This is a genomic window from Corynebacterium sp. KPL1818 (assembly GCF_000478135.1).
In the GTDB taxonomy this organism is placed as follows: domain Bacteria; phylum Actinomycetota; class Actinomycetes; order Mycobacteriales; family Mycobacteriaceae; genus Corynebacterium; species Corynebacterium accolens.
Genome location: NZ_KI515759.1, coordinates 581956 through 599824, shown reverse-complemented (window position 1 = coordinate 599824; position 17869 = coordinate 581956). Strand labels below are relative to the sequence as shown.

17 protein-coding genes are annotated in these 17869 nt (G+C 59.7%); 1 reads left to right on the top strand and 16 read right to left on the bottom strand.

Going from position 1 to position 17869, the window contains the following annotated elements:
* Positions 1-50: 50 nt before the first annotated feature.
* The 10 genes from HMPREF1261_RS08570 to HMPREF1261_RS08525 all read right to left on the bottom strand — a co-directional run bounded on the left by HMPREF1261_RS08570 (position 51) and on the right by HMPREF1261_RS08525 (position 10558).
* Positions 51-596, bottom strand: a complete 546-nt coding sequence (locus HMPREF1261_RS08570) for an adenine phosphoribosyltransferase (RefSeq protein WP_023017406.1) — start codon at positions 594-596, stop codon at positions 51-53.
* 51 nt (positions 597-647) lie between these two features.
* Entirely contained in the window at positions 648-2399 is a 1752-nt protein-coding gene (locus HMPREF1261_RS08565; RefSeq protein ID WP_023030654.1) for an ABC transporter substrate-binding protein, read from the bottom strand.
* Between the two features lie 64 nt (positions 2400-2463).
* Positions 2464-3636, bottom strand: coding sequence for a protein translocase subunit SecF (gene secF / locus HMPREF1261_RS08560; RefSeq protein WP_023030653.1), 1173 nt, complete (start codon positions 3634-3636; stop codon positions 2464-2466).
* 2 nt (positions 3637-3638) lie between these two features.
* Entirely contained in the window at positions 3639-5522 is a 1884-nt protein-coding gene (gene secD / locus HMPREF1261_RS08555) for a protein translocase subunit SecD (RefSeq protein WP_023030652.1), read from the bottom strand.
* A gap of 278 nt (positions 5523-5800) precedes the next feature.
* Positions 5801-6175 carry a preprotein translocase subunit YajC gene (yajC, locus tag HMPREF1261_RS08550; RefSeq protein WP_023030651.1) on the bottom strand — a complete coding sequence of 125 codons (375 nt, stop codon included), beginning with the start codon at positions 6173-6175 and terminating at the stop codon, positions 5801-5803.
* 89 nt (positions 6176-6264) lie between these two features.
* Positions 6265-7344 (bottom strand): Holliday junction branch migration DNA helicase RuvB, encoded by a 1080-nt coding sequence (ruvB, locus tag HMPREF1261_RS08545; RefSeq protein ID WP_005278995.1) that lies wholly within the window; start codon positions 7342-7344, stop codon positions 6265-6267.
* 36 nt (positions 7345-7380) lie between these two features.
* Positions 7381-7989, bottom strand: a complete 609-nt coding sequence (ruvA, locus tag HMPREF1261_RS08540) for a Holliday junction branch migration protein RuvA (RefSeq protein WP_023030650.1) — start codon at positions 7987-7989, stop codon at positions 7381-7383.
* Between the two features lie 81 nt (positions 7990-8070).
* Positions 8071-8643, bottom strand: coding sequence for a crossover junction endodeoxyribonuclease RuvC (ruvC, locus tag HMPREF1261_RS08535; protein ID WP_005283305.1), 573 nt, complete (start codon positions 8641-8643; stop codon positions 8071-8073).
* Positions 8644-8831: 188 nt separating this feature from the next.
* Complete coding sequence (locus HMPREF1261_RS08530; protein ID WP_023030649.1) at positions 8832-9587, bottom strand: YebC/PmpR family DNA-binding transcriptional regulator; 756 nt, start codon at positions 9585-9587, stop codon at positions 8832-8834.
* Positions 9588-9679: 92 nt separating this feature from the next.
* Complete coding sequence (locus HMPREF1261_RS08525) at positions 9680-10558, bottom strand: acyl-CoA thioesterase II (RefSeq protein ID WP_084538535.1); 879 nt, start codon at positions 10556-10558, stop codon at positions 9680-9682.
* 142 nt (positions 10559-10700) lie between these two features.
* Here HMPREF1261_RS08525 and HMPREF1261_RS08520 point away from each other — a divergent pair, with 142 nt between their 5' ends.
* A complete protein-coding gene (locus HMPREF1261_RS08520) occupies positions 10701-12092 on the top strand; it encodes a DUF2029 domain-containing protein (protein WP_034658192.1) in 1392 nt (463 codons plus the stop codon).
* 4 nt (positions 12093-12096) lie between these two features.
* Here the strand turns inward: HMPREF1261_RS08520 and HMPREF1261_RS08515 are convergent, their stop codons facing one another.
* The 6 genes from HMPREF1261_RS08515 to thrS all read right to left on the bottom strand — a co-directional run bounded on the left by HMPREF1261_RS08515 (position 12097) and on the right by thrS (position 17869).
* The gene (locus HMPREF1261_RS08515; RefSeq protein WP_034658282.1) at positions 12097-12558 is read right to left on the bottom strand and encodes a hypothetical protein; all 462 of its coding nucleotides are present in this window, start codon (positions 12556-12558) and stop codon (positions 12097-12099) included.
* A complete protein-coding gene (locus HMPREF1261_RS08510; protein ID WP_023030646.1) occupies positions 12558-13661 on the bottom strand; it encodes a glycosyltransferase family 4 protein in 1104 nt (367 codons plus the stop codon). The genes HMPREF1261_RS08515 and HMPREF1261_RS08510 overlap by 1 nt, the downstream gene beginning before the upstream one ends.
* Positions 13661-14563: a phosphatidylinositol mannoside acyltransferase gene (locus HMPREF1261_RS08505; RefSeq protein WP_023030645.1), complete on the bottom strand. Its 903-nt coding sequence runs from the start codon at positions 14561-14563 to the stop codon at positions 13661-13663. Before HMPREF1261_RS08505 ends, HMPREF1261_RS08510 begins: the two co-directional genes overlap by 1 nt.
* 85 nt (positions 14564-14648) lie before the next feature.
* On the bottom strand, positions 14649-15257 hold the full coding sequence (gene pgsA / locus HMPREF1261_RS08500; RefSeq protein ID WP_005278979.1) for a phosphatidylinositol phosphate synthase: 609 nt from the start codon (positions 15255-15257) through the stop codon (positions 14649-14651).
* Entirely contained in the window at positions 15250-15819 is a 570-nt protein-coding gene (locus tag HMPREF1261_RS08495) for an HIT domain-containing protein (protein WP_023030644.1), read from the bottom strand. Before HMPREF1261_RS08495 ends, pgsA begins: the two co-directional genes overlap by 8 nt.
* Positions 15806-17869 carry a threonine--tRNA ligase gene (thrS, locus tag HMPREF1261_RS08490; RefSeq protein WP_005278975.1) on the bottom strand — a complete coding sequence of 688 codons (2064 nt, stop codon included), beginning with the start codon at positions 17867-17869 and terminating at the stop codon, positions 15806-15808. The genes HMPREF1261_RS08495 and thrS overlap by 14 nt, the downstream gene beginning before the upstream one ends.

Below are 17869 nucleotides of genomic sequence, written 5' to 3'. Positions count from 1 at the left end.
CTAGCTGCGGCGCCTTTCCAGATCGTGTGATCTAGCTTAGACGCACCATCTTAGTCAGCGTCATCCAGCACAATGAGCGGCGGGCCCGATAAGCGCTCCCGGCCGTTCAGGCCCTTTACCTCTAGCACCACGACGTTGCCCGCAACCTCGGCCCCGGCGGACTCAAGCAGCAGCTTGGCGCCGTGGAGGGTGCCACCGGTGGCCAGGACGTCATCGACAAGCACCACGCGCTTGCCCTTCACATCAACGCCGCTGGCGGGAATCTCCAACGCGGCCGAGCCGTACTCCAGCTCGTATTCTTCGGTATAAACCGGCGGCGGAAGCTTGCCCTTTTTACGAATGGCCAAAATGCCCAAGCCCAACTTGTACGCCACGGCAGAGCCCAGCAGGAATCCGCGGGCATCCAAGCCGCCAATGAGATCCGCGCCCAGCTCCTCGCAAGCGGCCGCTAGGCCATCAACGACGGCCTGAAATGCCTCAGGATCGGCCAATACCGGGGTGAGATCTTCAAAGAGGATTCCTTCCTCTGGAAAATCCTGAACGAGGCGCACCTTGTCGTGCAAAGCTTGTGCTGCTGATTCGTACTGGGAACTCATCATCTTCCTTGAGAAATAAATAGCGAGAAATATTTTGAGAGCGAAAAAGGCCTAGGCCTTTTCCACAGGTTCTTGTGCCGGCACGTGCCAACGGTCCATGTTCCAGCCGATGCCCGAGATGCCAGTGTACGGCAGGACACCCTCCACGTCGCGGTGAACGATGAACACGCGCGGCTGCGCGGCAATAGGAATGGAGGGAACGCTGTCCCACAGCTGCTCTTCCTGCTCCTTGAGCTGCACGGAGTTTTTAATGCTGGAATCTGCCGCGGAGTACTCGGTCAGCGGGTCGACCGGGCCTAAGAAGGCATCAATGGTGGGCTCACCCGTTTCCGGATTGGGATTGAGATAGAACTGCGATAACTGTTCGTCCGCAGCATCCTCAATGGTAATGCCCGCCGGTTCGCAGGAGGCGCGCAGTGCCTCGACCATTGCCTGGTAGCGCTTATCCGGGCCAACGTAGCCCACCTTGATGGTAGTGCCGTTCAACTGGCCGGCCGCGGCCATGTCCGTTCCCTCGTGGTCCTTCGCCACCGAGCCGAGCGTTTGGGCCACCGGATCCTGTACGGACACGGTGCGGACATAAGCCGGCGGGACGTCGACGCCAGATATTTCGGAGCTCTTGTGCGCCATCGAGGCTTGGTCCACGCAGGCAGCAAATGCCTTCCTGGCAGAGGGCTCTGCGAAAATCCCGGCCTGTGACAGGGTCAGCGTATCGGTTTGCAGGCCCACCTTGGTGGTCGTCTCAAACTCGTCATTGCCTGCGCCCGCGGAGTCCTCCCCAGCGGAGTCGTGGTCTGGTTCTTTGCCTTCCGCGGATTCTGCGTCCTCGCCCGCGTTCCCGGAAAGCCAGCCGGGCGCCGCGGTGGCGGAGTCTGCCACCTTGAGTACGCCCTTATCCGCAAGCTCCTGCGCGTCGGCGCTACTCGGCCACACGACGAGCCGGTCCAAGGCAGGCTGGTCACCGTGATACTGCTCATTGGCCTTTAAGAAAACCTCGCCAGAATCGCCGACCTTTTCTGCCGTGAAGGGGCCGTAAGACACCTGCAGCTCGGGATCAAAATCATCCTTGGCAGTAGAAAAACCATAGCGCCACAACTCAGCCACTGGCTGCAGCGCCGCCATGTCTTCTGCATGCAGGGCCGCGTTGAGATCCTCCATGCTCATGTCCGTCTTCTGTGCAAGCGCGTGCGCAGGCATGACCGTGCCAGGGCCAAACATCTGGCGCCAGCGGTGGCCCTGGTCTTTATAGAAGGTCAGAGTAAAGGCCTTGCTGTGCGGTGCGCACTCGATGTCCGCGATGTCATTCATCAACGGCATATGCGAGGCAAATTCCACCGGGTGCGTACCGGCCGTATAGGCAAGCAGGTAATCATCGCAGGTGACGGGGGCGCCGTCGGAGAATGTGGCGTCATCGGCAAGCGTCAAACGCACGCTTTCCTGGTCGCTATCTGCTGCGGGCGGAAGCTTTTCGGTCTCGACCAAATCCGCGTTGGGAATGAGCTGTCCGGAGGGGCCCGGCACGAAAAGGCCGGGATAAAGGCGCGTCGAAAGCTGCGCCGCGGAGGTGGTGCTGCCGAAGGCGGTACCGGCATTCGTCGTTGCCAGCTGGGAGTTGACCATATAACCGGGGTAGTTATAGGACTCCGGATCGCTGGGCGCTGCATGGTCACCGCTATCGGATTTCTCGCTGCTGCACGAGGCCGCTACCAGCGCGAGGGCGGAAAGCCCCGCCACAACCGCCGTGATTTTGGGACGGCGACCCCACCACCGTGTGGTGCCTAGTCTGCGTTCCACGGTTCGCACAACCCCCTCTTCTCCTTCAAAGACCGAGCCTTACCCCGTCTGATTATGACGTGTTTCAGAGCACTTAGCGGCCTGGGCGCCAGGTAGCACCGGTATGACCGGAGGCGCTGCTGCCGTGATCAGATTGCTCTTCTGCTACTTCCTTGTGCGTCTTGGCGCCCGCATCAGAAGGCGTTACCACCTTGCGCTTCGCAGAACCCTCTTGCGCCGGTTCACCATCCTCAGACTTACCCGCGCGGTAATCCAGCACACGCTGCGTGTGCTGTTTGACGCGCTTGGTCCAATTAGCAAACGTCACCACCAACGGGGTGGCCAAGAAGATCGAAGAGAAAATGCCCTCGATAACGCCGATGAGCTGGATCAGCGCCAGATCGCGCAGCGTACCGATGCCCATGAGCCATACAGCGATGACGAACAGGGCGATAATAGGCAGCGCGGAAATGATGGACGTGGAAATGGAGCGCATGACCGTCTGGTTGATCGCCAAGTTGGCCAGCTCCCCGTAGGTCTTAGATCGTTGACCTTCCAGCCCCGCCGTATTTTCATTGACCTTGTCAAAGACGATGACGGAGTCATAGATGGAGAAGGTCAGCACGGTGAGCAAACCGATGATGACGGCGGGAGAAACTTCAAACCCAAAGAGGGCATAGATGCCGGCGATGACGATGCCATCGATAATAAGCGCCGAGATGGCCGCAAACGCCATGATCTTTTGCAAGCGCACCGCCACATAGATGGTCGCAGCTACGAGGAATACGACCATGGCCAGAATCATGCGCTGGGTAATGGAAGAACCCCAGGACTCGGAGACGGTGGAGGAACCAATGGCGTCCGGGGTGGCCTCCCCGTTTTCGTCCTTCGGCTGGAATTCCTCGTAGATTGCGGAGCGGGCGCTGTCTACCTCTTCTTGGCTCAAGCGCTCAGAGGTGATTTCGAGCGTCTCAGAATCGCCGGCGCCGACGATGCGCACCTGCTCGGGTTCAACGCCGGTGGAGTCCTCAAAGACGGTAGCTACCTCGTCCTCTTTCAAGTCCCCAGCGGGCATGGACAAGGTGGTACCTCCCTCAAAGTCGAGGGAGAGGGTGAACCCGCGAATCAAGATGGCGGCGATGGCGCCGACGAGGAGCGCGGCGGTAATCGCGTACCACCGTTTGGTGTGGCCAATGAAGTCATAGCCACGCTCGTCTTCATAGAGACGATCCAAACGCGAAATCTTGTGTTTAGTAGATACGGCCATGATTATTTCTCCTCATCTTCCGCAGCTGCTGAGGGCGCTGAGCTCTCAGACGAATCGGCGCTAGCGGATGCCGAATTGTCAGTGGCGCGCGCCTGCGATGCGGTAGCAACGCCGCGGGACTCCGCGTAGTAGCCGCGTTCGCGTCGCTCTTCAATCAGCGCGTAAATTCCGCCCAAGCCATTCATCGATGGCTTGGCTGCCGCTGGGCGGCGGCCGATGATCTGCATCAACGGCGCCATGACCAGGAAGGACACGACGAGGTCGAAGATCGTGGTCAAGCCCAAGGTGAACGCGAAGCCCTTTACCTCACCGATGGCGAGGAAGTAGACGATGACAGAACCAATCAGCGTCACCGCGTTACCGGTCACGATGGTGCTGCGCGAGCGCTCCCAGGCCTTCTGCGTTGCTGACCTGAAGGTTCTACCCTCTAAGAGCTCGTCCTTGATGCGCTCGTAGTAGACCACGAACGAGTCCGCGGTGGCGCCAACACCGATGACCAAACCGGCGATACCAGACAGGTCGAGCGAGTAACCGATCCAGCGCCCCAGCAGCACGATGGCGCCGTAGGTCAGCAGGCCGGAGCCGAGCAGGAAGATGATGGACACGCCACTTAGTGCACGGAAGTAGTACAAGGAGTAGAGGATGACCAAAATCAAGCCGGCCAAGCCTGCCCACAGGCCGGCCTCGAGCGCTGCCTTACCCAGTGTCGGCGGAATGGACTCTACCGTGCCGCCGGGCTCGCCATTCTCTCCGGCAAAGGACAGCGGCAATGCACCATAGCGCAGGTTATTGGCCAGGTTATTGGCTTCTTCCTGGCTAAAGTCACCGTTAATGGAGGTAGCAGAGCCGTACGGGGTAGCGCCCTGGATAACCGGCGCCGAAATGACGGCCGAGTCAAGGGTGATGGCAATCTGGTCGTTCAGGTGCTCCCGCGTGAGGTCAGCCCAGGTCTGGGAACCGTTCGGGCCATTGCCGGTCTTGAAGGAGAAGCTAATCTCCATCTGGCCGGACTGCGGGTTCAGGCCGCCATTAATCGGGGAATTGGTATCAATCTCATTACCCGTCAAACGGGTACCGTCTTCATCCTCAACGCCGTTGAGCAACGGCGCTGGCTCCAAGACATAAGGGGTGCCGCTGTCGTAATCACAGGTCACGAAAGGCTTGGACGGATCGTCCGCACCAGCCAGTGGGTCGGCGGAACCTTGGCAGGTCAAGAGCGACGAGGCCGCTGCCTGCGTCGTCGGATCGTCCGATTGGCGGTCCTTCAACAACATCTCAGTGACTTCGTCGCGGCGCTCGGTCTGCTCAATGGAGTTGGAAGGCTCGTCCAAGGGCTTGGCGGAGACCTTCGGCGCCTTGACGTCCTTGGGTTCCTTGCCTTCCGCCTGCGCCTCTTGCTGGGCAACGGCATTGGTGACGTCTTCCAGCTTCTTATTGGCCTCGTCCTCATCTAGGACGCCGTATTTGACCCACCGGTTAGCCATATCTTCCAGCTCTTTGTCGAGCTTTTCCAGATCCGGCGCGGAGGGTTGTGCCACTGGGCGGAAGTACAGCTGGGAGGTCTGTCCCACCGCCTGGGCTTGGGACGCATCCTCGCCCGGCACGGTGATGACGAGGGTATTGCCGTTGATGACGACCTCGGAACCAGAAACGCCCATGCCGTTAACGCGCTGTTCCAAAATATTGCGCGCCTGCCGTAGCTGATCCTGGGTGGGGTCTTCACCTTGTGGTGCCAAGGTAACGCGAGTGCCGCCCTGCAGGTCGATGCCTAGCTTCGGGGTGGCTTGGCGGTTTCCGGTAAAAAAGACCAGCGCATAGATAACAACCACGATGAGCCCAAAGAGCGCGAGGGCGCGCTTGGGCCATTGGCGGTTGCTATTTTTCATAGCGCCTCGAGATGATGCGGACAACGATATTCTCCTGTGCACTGCAAACCAGGGTGATTAAACAATAAATACGGCCCGCCCGATTCGGCGCGGGCACGTTAACAACGCACAATCGTACGTCATGGAACAACATTTTCCTTAACGGGGTCTGCGATTCAGCGAAAATGTGTCAGGTTCTACGTTTCTCATAAGCCGATTGCAGGTTCAGAGAACCCCCAGCTTATGCACAGAATACGCCCGCGGCCTACTCGGAAAAGGGCGCGGGCGATAGCGAGGACTTAACGGTTGGAGGGCTGCTCGCCTTCCCCGCCGTTGAATCCATCATCATTATTGTTCTCACCGTTATCGCGCTGCGGCTCTACGGCATTGTTTGCACCACCGCGGTCTAGCTTCTGGGCCTCGCTTTCGGTGCGCACCACCGCCATCTTGTCAAAGGTGAGGGTAACGCCCGGGGAAACCTCGAGGTCCACGCTGGTATCCGTGGTTCCGCGCACCACGCCGTGGACACCGCCGGCGGTGACGATGCGATCCCCATTCTGCAGGGAGTTTTGCAGCGATTGCATATCGTTCTGGCGCTGGCGTTGCTTACGCATCGCCATAAAGGAAGGAATGATGAACAAAATGACAATGATGATGAGAAAGATGATTTCCATAACTTTCCAGTATGCCAGACCGTTTCGTTCACAAAAACCATGAGCCGGTTCCACCTCTGCGGCCGCTCCAGCGCGGTGCCGACGCTTGCCTAAAACAGCCCAATCGCGCCATCGGGAGGCGTCAGGCCGAGGTGTTGCCAGGCGGCCGCGGTGGCTACCCTGCCCCGCCCGGTGCGCGAGATCATGCCGGCGCGAACCAAGTACGGCTCACACACCTCTTCCACGGTGGAGGGTTCCTCGCCCACGGCGATGGCCAAGGTATTCACACCCACCGGCCCGCCGCCGTGGCCATTGATCAGGGCATTGAGGACGGCGCGGTCCAGGCGGTCCAGGCCCATTTCATCGACGTCGAATACCTCCAGCGCCCCTTGTGCTGCGGACAGATCGATGCGTCCGGTGCCATTGACCTCTGCATAATCGCGCACGCGGCGCAGCAGGCGGTTGGCAATGCGCGGGGTGCCGCGCGAGCGGGAGCCGATTTCCACGGCGGCATCGTCATCGATGGCAACGTCCAAGATATGCGCCGCACGCTTGATCACGCGGGTGAGATCCTCGGTGCTGTAGTACTCCATTTGGGCGGTAAAACCGAAGCGATCCCGCAGCGGACCAGTGAGCATCCCCGCTCGCGTTGTCGCCCCGACCAGCGTAAACGGCGGAATCTCCAAGGGGATCGAGGTAGCACCCGGCCCCTTGCCCACAATCACATCGATGCGGAAATCCTCCATGGCCATATAAAGCATTTCTTCGGCGGGCCGGGCGATGCGGTGGATCTCATCGATGAACAACACGTCGCCCTCCATGAGGTTGGACAGCATCGCCGCCAAGTCTCCCGCACGTTCCAGCGCTGGCCCCGAAGTCATGCGCAACGAGGTGCCGAGTTCCTGCGAAATGATCATCGCCATCGTGGTCTTACCCAGGCCGGGCGGCCCCGATAACAGGACGTGGTCCGGGGTGACCCCGCGGTTTTTCGCGCCGGTAAGCACGAGGGAGAGCTGCTCCCTTACCTTTGGCTGCCCAATGAATTCCGTCAGGGACTTGGGGCGCAGGGAGCGTTCAATATCGTGTTCTTCGGCGTGAGCGGTGGCTTCCACATCACTATTGTGCTGGGATTCGTGCGCCTTACTCATTCCCTCTGGGAGGTTGAACTCGGTGCGCTCAATATCGGACATGCTGTAGCCTTTGTGTCTTCTTGACGTCGTATTCTTTTAGCCCTGCTTACCCAACTGGGCCAGGGCCGCACGCAGCAAGGTTGAGGTATCCGCCGCAGGGGCTTCGGCGTATGCCGCCTCCACCACGGGGCGAGCCGCCTTCTCAGTAAATCCTAGGCCCAAGAGGGCTTCAGTGACACTATCGACAACTGGGCCACCGGCACCTGTTGCCTCCGGCGCAGCATCGGGCGCGGGAGTTCCAGCAAAGCGCTTTACCTTATCCTTGAGCTCCAGGGTAAGGCGTTGGGCCATGCGCTTGCCGACGCCCGGGATAGACTGCAGCGCCTTCACATCCTCCCCGCCAATGGCCGCGGCCAGCTCTTCTGCGCCCATGACGGATAATGCGGCCAAGGCGAGTTTGGGCCCCAAGCCTGACACAGATTGCAGCACTTGGAACATTTCGCGGTCATCGTCGCTGGTAAAACCGTATAAGGTCAATGTGTCTTCCTTGACTACCAAGGTAGTGAGCACAAAGGCGGTTTCTCCGCGGCGCAAGGTTCCCAACGTCTTTGCGGTGGCTAAGAACTTATAGCCCACCCCGCCGCATTCAATAACGCCGTGGTCTAAACCAATGTGGAGTACCTCTCCCCGCAATGCCGCAATCATTTTCTACCGTGCCTTCCTACCTGTGTGCGCTTTCAACATGACCTAGTACTGAACAAAACTTAACCTGTGGGGTGTGGCGCGCTAGGGCTGAACACCCTTCCCTCGCCCGCGGACGCCGCTGGTCTTTGCGCCGAGCCCTAAACCGGTACTATCCATTCTCACGATCGCCGGCGCGCGCCAGCAGTGGCAGACGGCCAGCGCCAATGCATCCGCCGCATCCGCCGGCTTGGGCGGCTCCGTAAGCCCCAGGATACGGGTGATCATGGTCGTCATTTGCTTCTTATCCGCGCGCCCATTGCCAGAAATGGCCTTTTTCACTTCGGATGGGGTGTACATGTACACCGGAATATCCCGCTCGGCGGCCGCGAGTACCAGAACCCCTACGACGTGCGCGGTCTGCATGACGGTTGAGACCTGGCCGCGTTCGAAGACGCGCTCTATGGCCACCACATCCGGCGAATAATCGTCCATCCATTCCTTGGCCGCCACGGATAGCCGCAAAAGCCGTTCGGTTAAGTCTTTATCGCTGGGGGTCCGCACCACGCCCACGGAGACAGGAAGAATTGCGCGCCCGCGGCCTGCTTGGACTACGGACAGGCCGCAGCGGGTAAGCCCGGGATCGATGCCCATCACGCGCATGCCTTCGATATTCACACCCGCCCACTCCCGTTCCGCGGCCTCGTCGTTACCAATCTTGCTTCCCTATTATGTCTTACACACACATGTTCTACAACACGGCGAGAACCTAGGGCCCCAATAAAGCACAATAAAAAGCCCGGCGCCGACATCTCCACATCCGCGAAGAGCCGCCACCGAGCTAGTGCCTAATAAGAGCAGTATCCCTACTCTGCGTTGAGCTCCGCTAAAACCTCATCGGATAGATCCATATTGGTATATACGTTCTGGACGTCGTCGGAGTCTTCCAAAACATCGATGAGGCGGAAGATCTTCTTCGCGTCATTAGCCTCGAGGGGAACCTCAACGGAAGCACGGAAATCATTATCGGAGTCATCGACCTCGATATCAGCTTCCTTGAGAGCCTCCTTGACGGCCTGCACATCCGTGGGGGCGCAGACGATCTCGAATTTCTCGCCCTGGTCTTTAACCTCTTCGGCGCCGGCATCGAGGACCGCCATCAAGACGTCGTCCTCGCTCAGCTCGCCCTTTTCCACCAAGACATAGCCGGTGCGGGAGAACATATACGCAACCGAGCCGGATTCGCCCAAGTTGCCGCCATTCTTGCTCATCGCGGTGCGGACATCGGTAGCCGCGCGGTTGCGGTTATCGGTCAAGCATTCAATCAGCATTGCGACACCGTTGGGGCCATAGCCCTCGTACATGATGGTCTCCCAGTCGGCACCACCGGCTTCTTCACCAGAACCGCGCTTGCGGGCGCGTTCGATGTTGTCATTGGGGACGGAGGCCTTCTTGGCCTTCTTAATCATGTCATCGAGCGTTGGGTTGGCCGCAGGATCACCACCGCCGGTTCGCGCCGCCACTTCAATGTTCTTAATGAGCTTGGCAAATTCCTTGCCGCGCTTGGCGTCATTGGCAGCCTTCTTGTGCTTGGTAGTTGCCCATTTTGAGTGGCCTGACATTAAGTCCCTTTCTAATTGGGTTCTAAATCTGTTGACAATTATACGTGCCCTGCACGAACTGGGAAAAGCGCCCCCAGGATACGCAGGCGTTTCTAGACGTTATGCCAATTGCCGTGGGCAGAACCGCTGCCCAAGTTCTCATCGAGGAAACGCGTCAAGCCCTCCTGGTTGACCAGCGCAACCAGTTCGCCCTGTTCAGTGAATAATTTACCGCGCGCGATGGCCGTGCCTTGCGACGCTGTGGGCGATACCTGCTCATAAAGCAGCCACTCATCCACGCGGAAAGGACGGAGAAACCACACCGCATGGTCAAGGCTGGCCAATTGGATCTTCTCCCCCTGGTGCGGAATGAGCGCCGACCGAATGAGGGTCATATCGGACATATACGTCAAGGCAGCGCGGTGAAAGTCGGGATCACTCCCAAGCTCGCCGGTATTGCGGAACCAAATATGGCGATATCCGGCACCGGTTACCTCCGCGGCGGCATCATCGCGGCCTTCATCGGGGACCAAACGGATATCCCAATCGGTCCACTCCTTCAAGATGATTCGGGTGGAATAGGGCGCCCCGCCACCGCGGCGCGCGGCTTCATCGGGGCTTAGTACCTGCGGTGCCACATCCTGATGCTCGGGCCCTGTATCACCATCGCGGTGGAAACTAGCCAGCATGATAAAGACGAGGCGACCATCTTGGATGACTCGAACCTGCCGGCTGGCAAAGGAACGGCCATCGCGCAGCCTTTCCACCCGCAACTCAAGCGGCTTTTTCGTATCACCTGGGCCAACGAAATAGCCGTGGAGGGAATGCACCTGCTTATTATCTACAGTCCTTTGCGCCGCGGCTAGCGCTTGCGCTGCCACCTGCCCGCCAAAGGTGCGCTCAATCTGCGAGGGAATCGCCGGGCCAGAAAAGACATCCGCTTCTTGGGTGCCTTCTAATGCCAAAACCTCAGAAATGGTGCCCACAGTCATCCTTCCTTATGCGCCTACTATGCGCTATATCACGTAACTTCTTATCTGCCTTGCCACCCTACTCCCTAGCCGGTCCAACCCCTGTGGCTAGCAACCTGATTCGAACTACCCACTGCCCAAATTTTTTCCTAGAATCTTTTGGGTGAAAAGAATCGCGTCAGTTCCTGCAGTATGGGTGGGCTGGGTTCTCGCCCGCTTGGTATTGGTCTATTTCTTGAAGCTCGACCACAGTGCACGCGGCGATGTTGCCTATTATTTCGCTGGGCTTTATGGCGACGATCCCACGCTGATGACCGAATACCCCCATGCGGGAACGTGGCCCACCATCATCTTAAGTTGGTTTACCGGCGGGGACCGCGGCGTGTTTTACATCGGTTTTACCATCATGACGCTGCTTGTCGATGCCACCTTCCTCGCCCTCCTGCTGCGCCACCACCAGCGCAATAAGCGCGTTTTCCTCGCCGGCTGGTTCTGGGTCTTTTTTGGCACGGCCGCAGGCCACGTCTTTGTATGGCGCCTCGATATCTTCCCCGCGGTTGCCGTTGCCGGTGCCGCCGCGCTCCTAATTTCTCATCCCAAGACTGGCGCCGCTCTCTTGGGCTTCGCCACCACCATGAAGCTCTGGCCAGGCGTCCTCGCCGCAGGCCTAGTGGGGCGGTTTAATAGCGCTAATTCCTGGCTGCGCCTGGTGTCCTTTTTCGGCTCAGTTGCAGCACTATCTGCGCTGACGGTCACCACCTCCGGCATGGACCGGCTCCTTTCACCCCTGGACTATCAGGGGGTGCGCGGGCTCCAACTCGAATCCGTCCCGGCGACGTACCTGCTCCTGCAAGCCCACCTCAACCCGGGCACATGGCATCTAGGCTATGCGCCGTCCAAGAGTTTTGAGATTTCTGGCCCAGGAGTCGATACCGCCATCATGTGGAGCGCCATCGCGACGGCCGGAATGCTCGTCTTCGCCCTGGGCTGGGCGCTGTACCGTTTTATTGCTGGCGGCTGGACCTCACGCACCACCGTCGCCTTCTTCACCCTCATGGTGCTGCTGCTCATTGCCACCAATAAGGTATTTTCGCCCCAGTACATCATCTGGCTCGGCCCACTTTTCGCGGTGGTCGTACGCCAACAGCTCCCCGCCGGATTCGTCCCCATCAAGATCTGCCAGGGCCTCCTCGCAGTCTGCGCGGTTGCCGCCGCCGCACTCGGCACCTACGCCTATCCGTTCCACTATGACTACCTGTGGAAGTACGTGGGCGCAGACCTTACTCCGGTCTACGTCCTCGTTGCCCGCAACGTGCTCATCCTCGTCATGGTCCTCATCGCACTCATTTGGTTCATCCTTGAGATAAGCCTGTCGCGCCGCATAGAAAAGGCCATCGTGGCAGCAAGCGGTCCGGAGCAAGCACCGGACGCCGGCGCAGAGAAGGAGCCCACTCCTAATACGGGTAATACTGGGCGAATCAACGTGCCAGGCTCGGACACCGCTGCCGAAAATGACGCGAGCACCGATGCCACCACGCAGGTGCCGCACGGCTAGATTTTCAATCCGCCAGCATGTAGTCGAAGTACTCGGGTAATTTAGCGGTTCCGCCGAGGTGGAAAAAGCGCACCGCTGGGCGCAGGCGCAGCGCGCGCGTATCGCTGACTGCCTCGTTATAAAAGCGATGCGCCAATTGGATGCGGCCTTCTGCATCCGCCAAGGCGGCCGGGCGCTGGCCTACCGGAAAATCGCGCACGATGGCGGCCGAGAGCTCGCGTTCTACCATGGTGCGGGCTTGAAAATGCCCATGCGAAAGCTCCGTGGATTCGGCCTTTTGCGCCAAGGCGGCAAGATCCGGGGAGACCGCCGCCGTTACCGCCGCGCGCCGGTCTAGTGCCGCCTGCAGCTGCGCCAGTGCGGCATCGGTGCGAATGTGCAGGAAATTTAGCCGCTGCGCGGTAAAAATGGCCCACGATCCTAAAAGTATGAGGATGACGAGCGCAATGGTTATCTCAATCCCCATCATCGCTTCACCCTTACCTTCGTGCCATCTTGCACCGTTTCATAAACCTGCATGACCGCCGCGGCGACATGGTCCCAGTCATACATCTGGGCGCGTTGGACGCCATTGCGCACCAAGCGCCGCCGGTAATCGCCATCATCCAAGACCTGGTTGAGCACGCGCGCCAAATCGGTGGCATCGCCGGTGCGAAATAGCGCGCCCGCAGGCTCATCCGATTCCGCGTTGCACACCGCCCGAAAGGCCTCCAAATCAGAAGCCACGACGGCCGCACCGGCGGCCATGGCCTCTACCAACACGATGCCAAAGCTCTCCCCGCCCGTATTCGGCGCCACGTAAACATCGGCCCGGCCTAAAATCTGTGCCTTTTCTGCATCGCTGACGCGCCCGACAAAGTCCACGCCCTCAACCTCGCGGGCGCGGCCGCCGCCCATAATGGTGACGCGAATATTCTTATTGACCTGACGCAACGCGGCTAACAGAATGTCCAGGCCCTTGCGCGGCTCGTCGAGGCGGCCGAGGAAGACGACCTCGAGTGGGGCATCGGCAAGCGCGGGCTGGCTTTTCTTGCGCGCAAGCGCATAGACGGAGGTATCGACTCCGTTGGGGATCAGGACGGGATCGCCGCCCAGTTGCTCCACCTGCCAGCGCCTCGCCATGTCCGATACCGCGATACCGCCGCGAATCTTTTCCAAAAAGGGCACGAGGAGCGGCTTAGCCAAGGTGAGGATGAGGGAGTTGGCCGCCGAGGCGTGGTACGTCGCCACCATCGGGCCGTGTGCCACGGCCAAGGCGGTCATGGAAAAACTCGGGGAATTGGGCTCGTGGATATGCAGGACATCGAAATCGCCGTCCTGGATGAAGCGCTTGACCTTGCGGGTTACCTTCGGCCCCACCGACAAGCGCGCGACCGAGCCGTTATACGCAATCGGGAAAGCAGGCCCGCCCTTGACCACGAAATCCGGCAGCGGAGTCGTTTCCGCGGCGGGACCAAGGACCTGGACAAAGTGGCCTTGTTCTATAAAAACGGTGGCCAGGTCAAGGATATGGGCCTGCACGCCACCGGGCTCATCAAATGAATACGGGCAAATGATACCGATGCGCATTAACGGGAGCATTCCTTTCGCGCTTGCCGGCGCCGCTCCACATCCTCATTCCATTGCGGCTGCAGCATGTGCCAGTCTGCGGGGTGGCGCTGGATATTGGCCGCAAACCCATCCGCCATGCGCTGGGTGGTCTCCTGAATATCGGTGACCTCAACTTCTGGTGACACCGATAACCCCCAGCCATCGCCTTCAAACCAGGAATGCACCACGTGGAGTGCCGCACCGGTTTCGATGGCCAGCTGCGCAGGACCTGCCGCCATATTGGCTTCCTCGCCCATGAAATCTACCGTGATACCGCGGCGGGTAATATCGCGTTCTGCCAATAGGCAGACCACCCCGCCTTCCTCGAGGGCTTCCTTTAAGCGCGCAAAGGGCGTGGCCGCACCCCCGGTAAGCGGCAGGACTTCAAAGCCTAATTCCTCGCGGTAATCTACGAAGGCATCAAAAAGCACCTCCGGCTTTAACCGCTCTGCCACGGTGGTAAATTGCCCGTAATGGCCCACCAGGAAGACCCCGGCCATATCCCAGTTTCCGGAGTGTGGCAGCGCCAGGATCACGCCGCGGCCAGATTGCGCGGAGGCATCAAAGTGCTCAAGGCCCTCCAAACCGCTCATAAGCCGCTGGTGCAGCTGGGGATCGGCATGAATAGCGGGAAGGCGAAACGCCTCCCTCCAGTAGCGCATATATGAGCGCATGGAATCGCGCACCAATTCGCGCGTGACGTTTTCTGCCCCCACCACGCGGGTGAGGTTTCGCCGCAGGCCGTCCATGCCGCGGCCATGGTCGCTCGCAAAATCCGCGACCCACCGGAAGATGGTGCGCGCTACCGGCTCGGGCAACCAGCGAACTACCTTCCAGCCCGCCAAATACCCAGCCGCTGCTACATCTTCTTTATCCCACATGGTGGCCGGATCCTCCAGAAAAGTGTGTGCGCAATCCATGAACTAGCCGGAACGATAGCTCCCGCTGCGCCCACGATCGCTTAATTTATACTCCGGCATCTTGGCGCGCTGCAATGGCAATGCGCTGGTACACGGTAAAGATTGAGCCCACTGCCAAAATCCACAGCGATACCGCCGCGGCGTACTCTACGCCCAAGCCCTCTAGGCCAATGCCGCCTAATGCCAGGATGAGGCGCTCCGGGCGCTCAATCAGGCCACCTACCATGGTGAAACCGGAGGCCTCTCCCCTAGCCTTGATATAGGAAATGACCTGGGAGCATACCAAGGTGATGAGGCACGCCGCCACTGTCCATTTGGACGCGTCTGCGGTATACACCAGCCACCACGCAATGGCGCAGAACAAGGCGCCATCGGTAATGCGGTCGCAACTGGCATCCAGCGTGGCACCGAAAGCGCTCGATTTACCGGTCAGGCGCGCCATGGTGCCATCGAGCATGTCAAAGGCGGCAAAGAGGCCGGATAATACGGCGGCGATAAACAGGTGGCCGGTAGGAATGAGGATCACCGAAATGGCGATGGTCACAATAGTGCCTACAACCGTGACCACGTTGGGAGTCAATCCCAACTTTAAAAAGGTCTTGGCTATAGGTTCCACCACCACGGCGGCGGGCTTTCGCCCATGCACGCTAAGCACGCGAGTCCTCCTCTTCCATGTCACGCCAACCCTCTGCCAGCACACGACGAGTGTCTTGCAGTAGTTGCGGTAATACCTTAGTCCCATCGAGGACAGTCATAAAGTTACTATCCCCGGGCCACCTTGGCACCACATGCAAATGCAGGTGGTCTCCCACCGAGCCGCCGGACGCGCGCCCCAGATTAAAGCCCACGTTAATGGCCTCTGGGCGTGACACACGCTTGAGCACCCGCACGGCCTTTTGGGCAAAGGTCATGAGCTCGTGGGATTCCTCCTCGGTGAGGTTTTCCAGCTCGGATTCCTTGCGGTACGGCACCACCATGAGGTGGCCGGCATTATAGGGAAACAGGTTAAGCAGCGCATAGACCGTCTTACCGCGGGCGATAATGAGCCCATCCTCATCGCTGCCCTTGGGTGCTTCCACGAAGGGATCCTCGGACCGCTGCGCAATATAGGCCATCCGGTACGGCGCCCACAATCGCTCCAACCGGTCCGGCTCACCGGCACCGGTATCGACGAATGTCTCCTCGCTCTGTCCCTTCCGCGGATTAGCGCCGGGCACGAATGAGCTCTTCTGTCGGCTGCTCGTTGGTGCGCTCTGCCACCCACGTGGAGATGAGCTCGACGGCTTCATCGACGGGCACGCCGTTGACCTGCGTGCCATCCAAGAAGCGGAAGGAGACCGCACCGGCTTCCACATCGCGGGCGCCGGCGACCAGCATGAAAGGAACCTTGCCCGTCGTGTGATTGCGGATCTTCTTCTGCATGCGGTCATCGGAGGTATCTACATCCGCGCGAATGCCCTTGCGGCGCAGCTTTGCGGCGACTCCCTCCAGATGCGGCACGAAGTCATCTGCGACTGGGATGCCCATGACCTGGTGCGGTGCCAACCACGCTGGGAATGCGCCCGCGTAGTGTTCAAGAAGCACGCCGAAGAAGCGCTCGATGGAGCCGAAGAGGGCACGGTGGATCATGATCGGGCGCTTCTTGGTGCCATCGGATGCGGTGTATTCCAGCTCGAAGCGCTCAGGCAGGTTGAAGTCCAGCTGCACCGTGGACATCTGCCAGGTACGTCCAATGGCATCGCGGGCCTGGACGGAAATCTTTGGCCCGTAGAACGCGGCGCCCTCAGGATCAGGAACGAGCTCGAGCCCGGATTTTTCTGCCACGGACTGCAAGATGGCGGTCGAGCGCTCCCAAATCTCATCGGAGCCGACGAACTTATTGGGATCCTTGGTGGAAAGCTCCAGATAGAAATCGGACAGGCCGTAATCCTCAAGCAGCGAGATGATGAAGTCCAGGACCTGGGTGAGTTCTTCTTCCAGCTGCTCTTCGGTGCAGTAAATGTGGGCATCGTCCTGGGTAAAACCGCGCGCACGCGTCAAGCCATGCACCACGCCGGACTTTTCGTAGCGGTAGACCGTACCGAATTCAAACAGTCGCAGCGGCAACTCGCGGTAGGAACGGCCGCGGGATGCAAAGATCAGGTTGTGCATCGGGCAGTTCATCGGCTTGGCGTAGTAGTCCTGCGGCTCCTTGACGGTATTTCCCTCGGCGTCATACTCGCCATCGAGCTGCATCGGCGGGAACATGCCATCTGAGTAGAAATCAAGGTGGCCGGATTTACGGAAGAGGTCGCCCTTGGTGATGTGCGGGGTATTGACAAAGGAGTATCCCGCCTGCACGTGGCGGTTGCGGGAGTGGTTTTCCATCTCCATGCGCACGGTCGCGCCATTGGGGTGGAATACGGGGAAACCAGAACCGATCTCATCCGGGAAGGAGAAGAGATCCAGTTCTTGGCCCAAGCGGCGGTGATCGCGCTTTTCTGCCTCTTCCACCATGGTCTGGTAGGCAGCCAGTGCGTCCTTGGACTCAAAGGCGGTGCCGTAGATGCGCTGCAGGCCAGCATTGGCCTGGTCGCCGCGCCAGTAGGCGGCGGACGACCGAGTCAGGGCAAAGGCCGGAATGTATTTCGTGGTGGGAACGTGCGGGCCGCGGCACAGGTCAAACCATTCCACCTCGTTGGTGCGCGGGTTCACGTTGTCATAGTGCGTCAGATCGCCGGCACCCACCTCAGCGGCCTCATCGGAATCCGGGTCCACGTTGCCCTTGTCCTGGATAAGCTCCAACTTGAAGGGCTCATCCTGCAAGGCCTGTTCCGCCTCTGCCGTAGACGCATAGGTGTGGCGCTCGAAGCGCTGGCCGCCCTTGATGATCTTCTTCATGCGCTTTTCCAGGTTCTTGAGATCCTCCGGGGTGAAGGGCTCAGCGGTCTGGAAATCGAAATAGAAGCCGTTTTCAATGGACGGGCCAATACCCAGCTTGGTGCCGGGGAACTCGGCCTGCACGGCCTGGGCCATGACGTGGGCGCAGGAGTGGCGAATGACGGCGCGTCCATCTTCCTCACAGGCGGCTACCGGGACAAATGTCGATTCCTCATCCGGGGTGTGCGAAAGGTCATACAGGGTACCGTCCACGCCGCGGACTACCACGACCGCCTCTGGGCCCTTATTGGGAAGGTTCAGCTCGCGGAGGGCCGCACCAACCGCTTGCCCGGCCGGCACGGTGAAGGATTCGTAATTTACCGGTGCTGCGGGAATAAGTTCCGCCAT

Coding starts and splice junctions, on each gene's coding strand:
- HMPREF1261_RS08510 (WP_023030646.1), bottom strand. CDS start 13,661: ATGCGCATCGGTATCATTTGCCCGTATTCATTTGATGAGCCCGGTGGC.
- thrS (WP_005278975.1), bottom strand. CDS start 17,869: ATGGCGGAACTTATTCCCGCAGCACCGGTAAATTACGAATCCTTCACC.
- yajC (WP_023030651.1), bottom strand. CDS start 6,175: ATGGAAATCATCTTTCTCATCATCATTGTCATTTTGTTCATCATTCCT.
- ruvA (WP_023030650.1), bottom strand. CDS start 7,989: ATGATTGCGGCATTGCGGGGAGAGGTACTCCACATTGGTTTAGACCAC.
- HMPREF1261_RS08525 (WP_084538535.1), bottom strand. CDS start 10,558: ATGACTGTGGGCACCATTTCTGAGGTTTTGGCATTAGAAGGCACCCAA.
- HMPREF1261_RS08530 (WP_023030649.1), bottom strand. CDS start 9,587: ATGTCAGGCCACTCAAAATGGGCAACTACCAAGCACAAGAAGGCTGCC.
- secF (WP_023030653.1), bottom strand. CDS start 3,636: ATGGCCGTATCTACTAAACACAAGATTTCGCGTTTGGATCGTCTCTAT.
- secD (WP_023030652.1), bottom strand. CDS start 5,522: ATGAAAAATAGCAACCGCCAATGGCCCAAGCGCGCCCTCGCGCTCTTT.
- HMPREF1261_RS08570 (WP_023017406.1), bottom strand. CDS start 596: ATGAGTTCCCAGTACGAATCAGCAGCACAAGCTTTGCACGACAAGGTG.
- HMPREF1261_RS08505 (WP_023030645.1), bottom strand. CDS start 14,563: ATGTGGGATAAAGAAGATGTAGCAGCGGCTGGGTATTTGGCGGGCTGG.
- HMPREF1261_RS08515 (WP_034658282.1), bottom strand. CDS start 12,558: ATGGGGATTGAGATAACCATTGCGCTCGTCATCCTCATACTTTTAGGA.
- ruvB (WP_005278995.1), bottom strand. CDS start 7,344: ATGTCCGATATTGAGCGCACCGAGTTCAACCTCCCAGAGGGAATGAGT.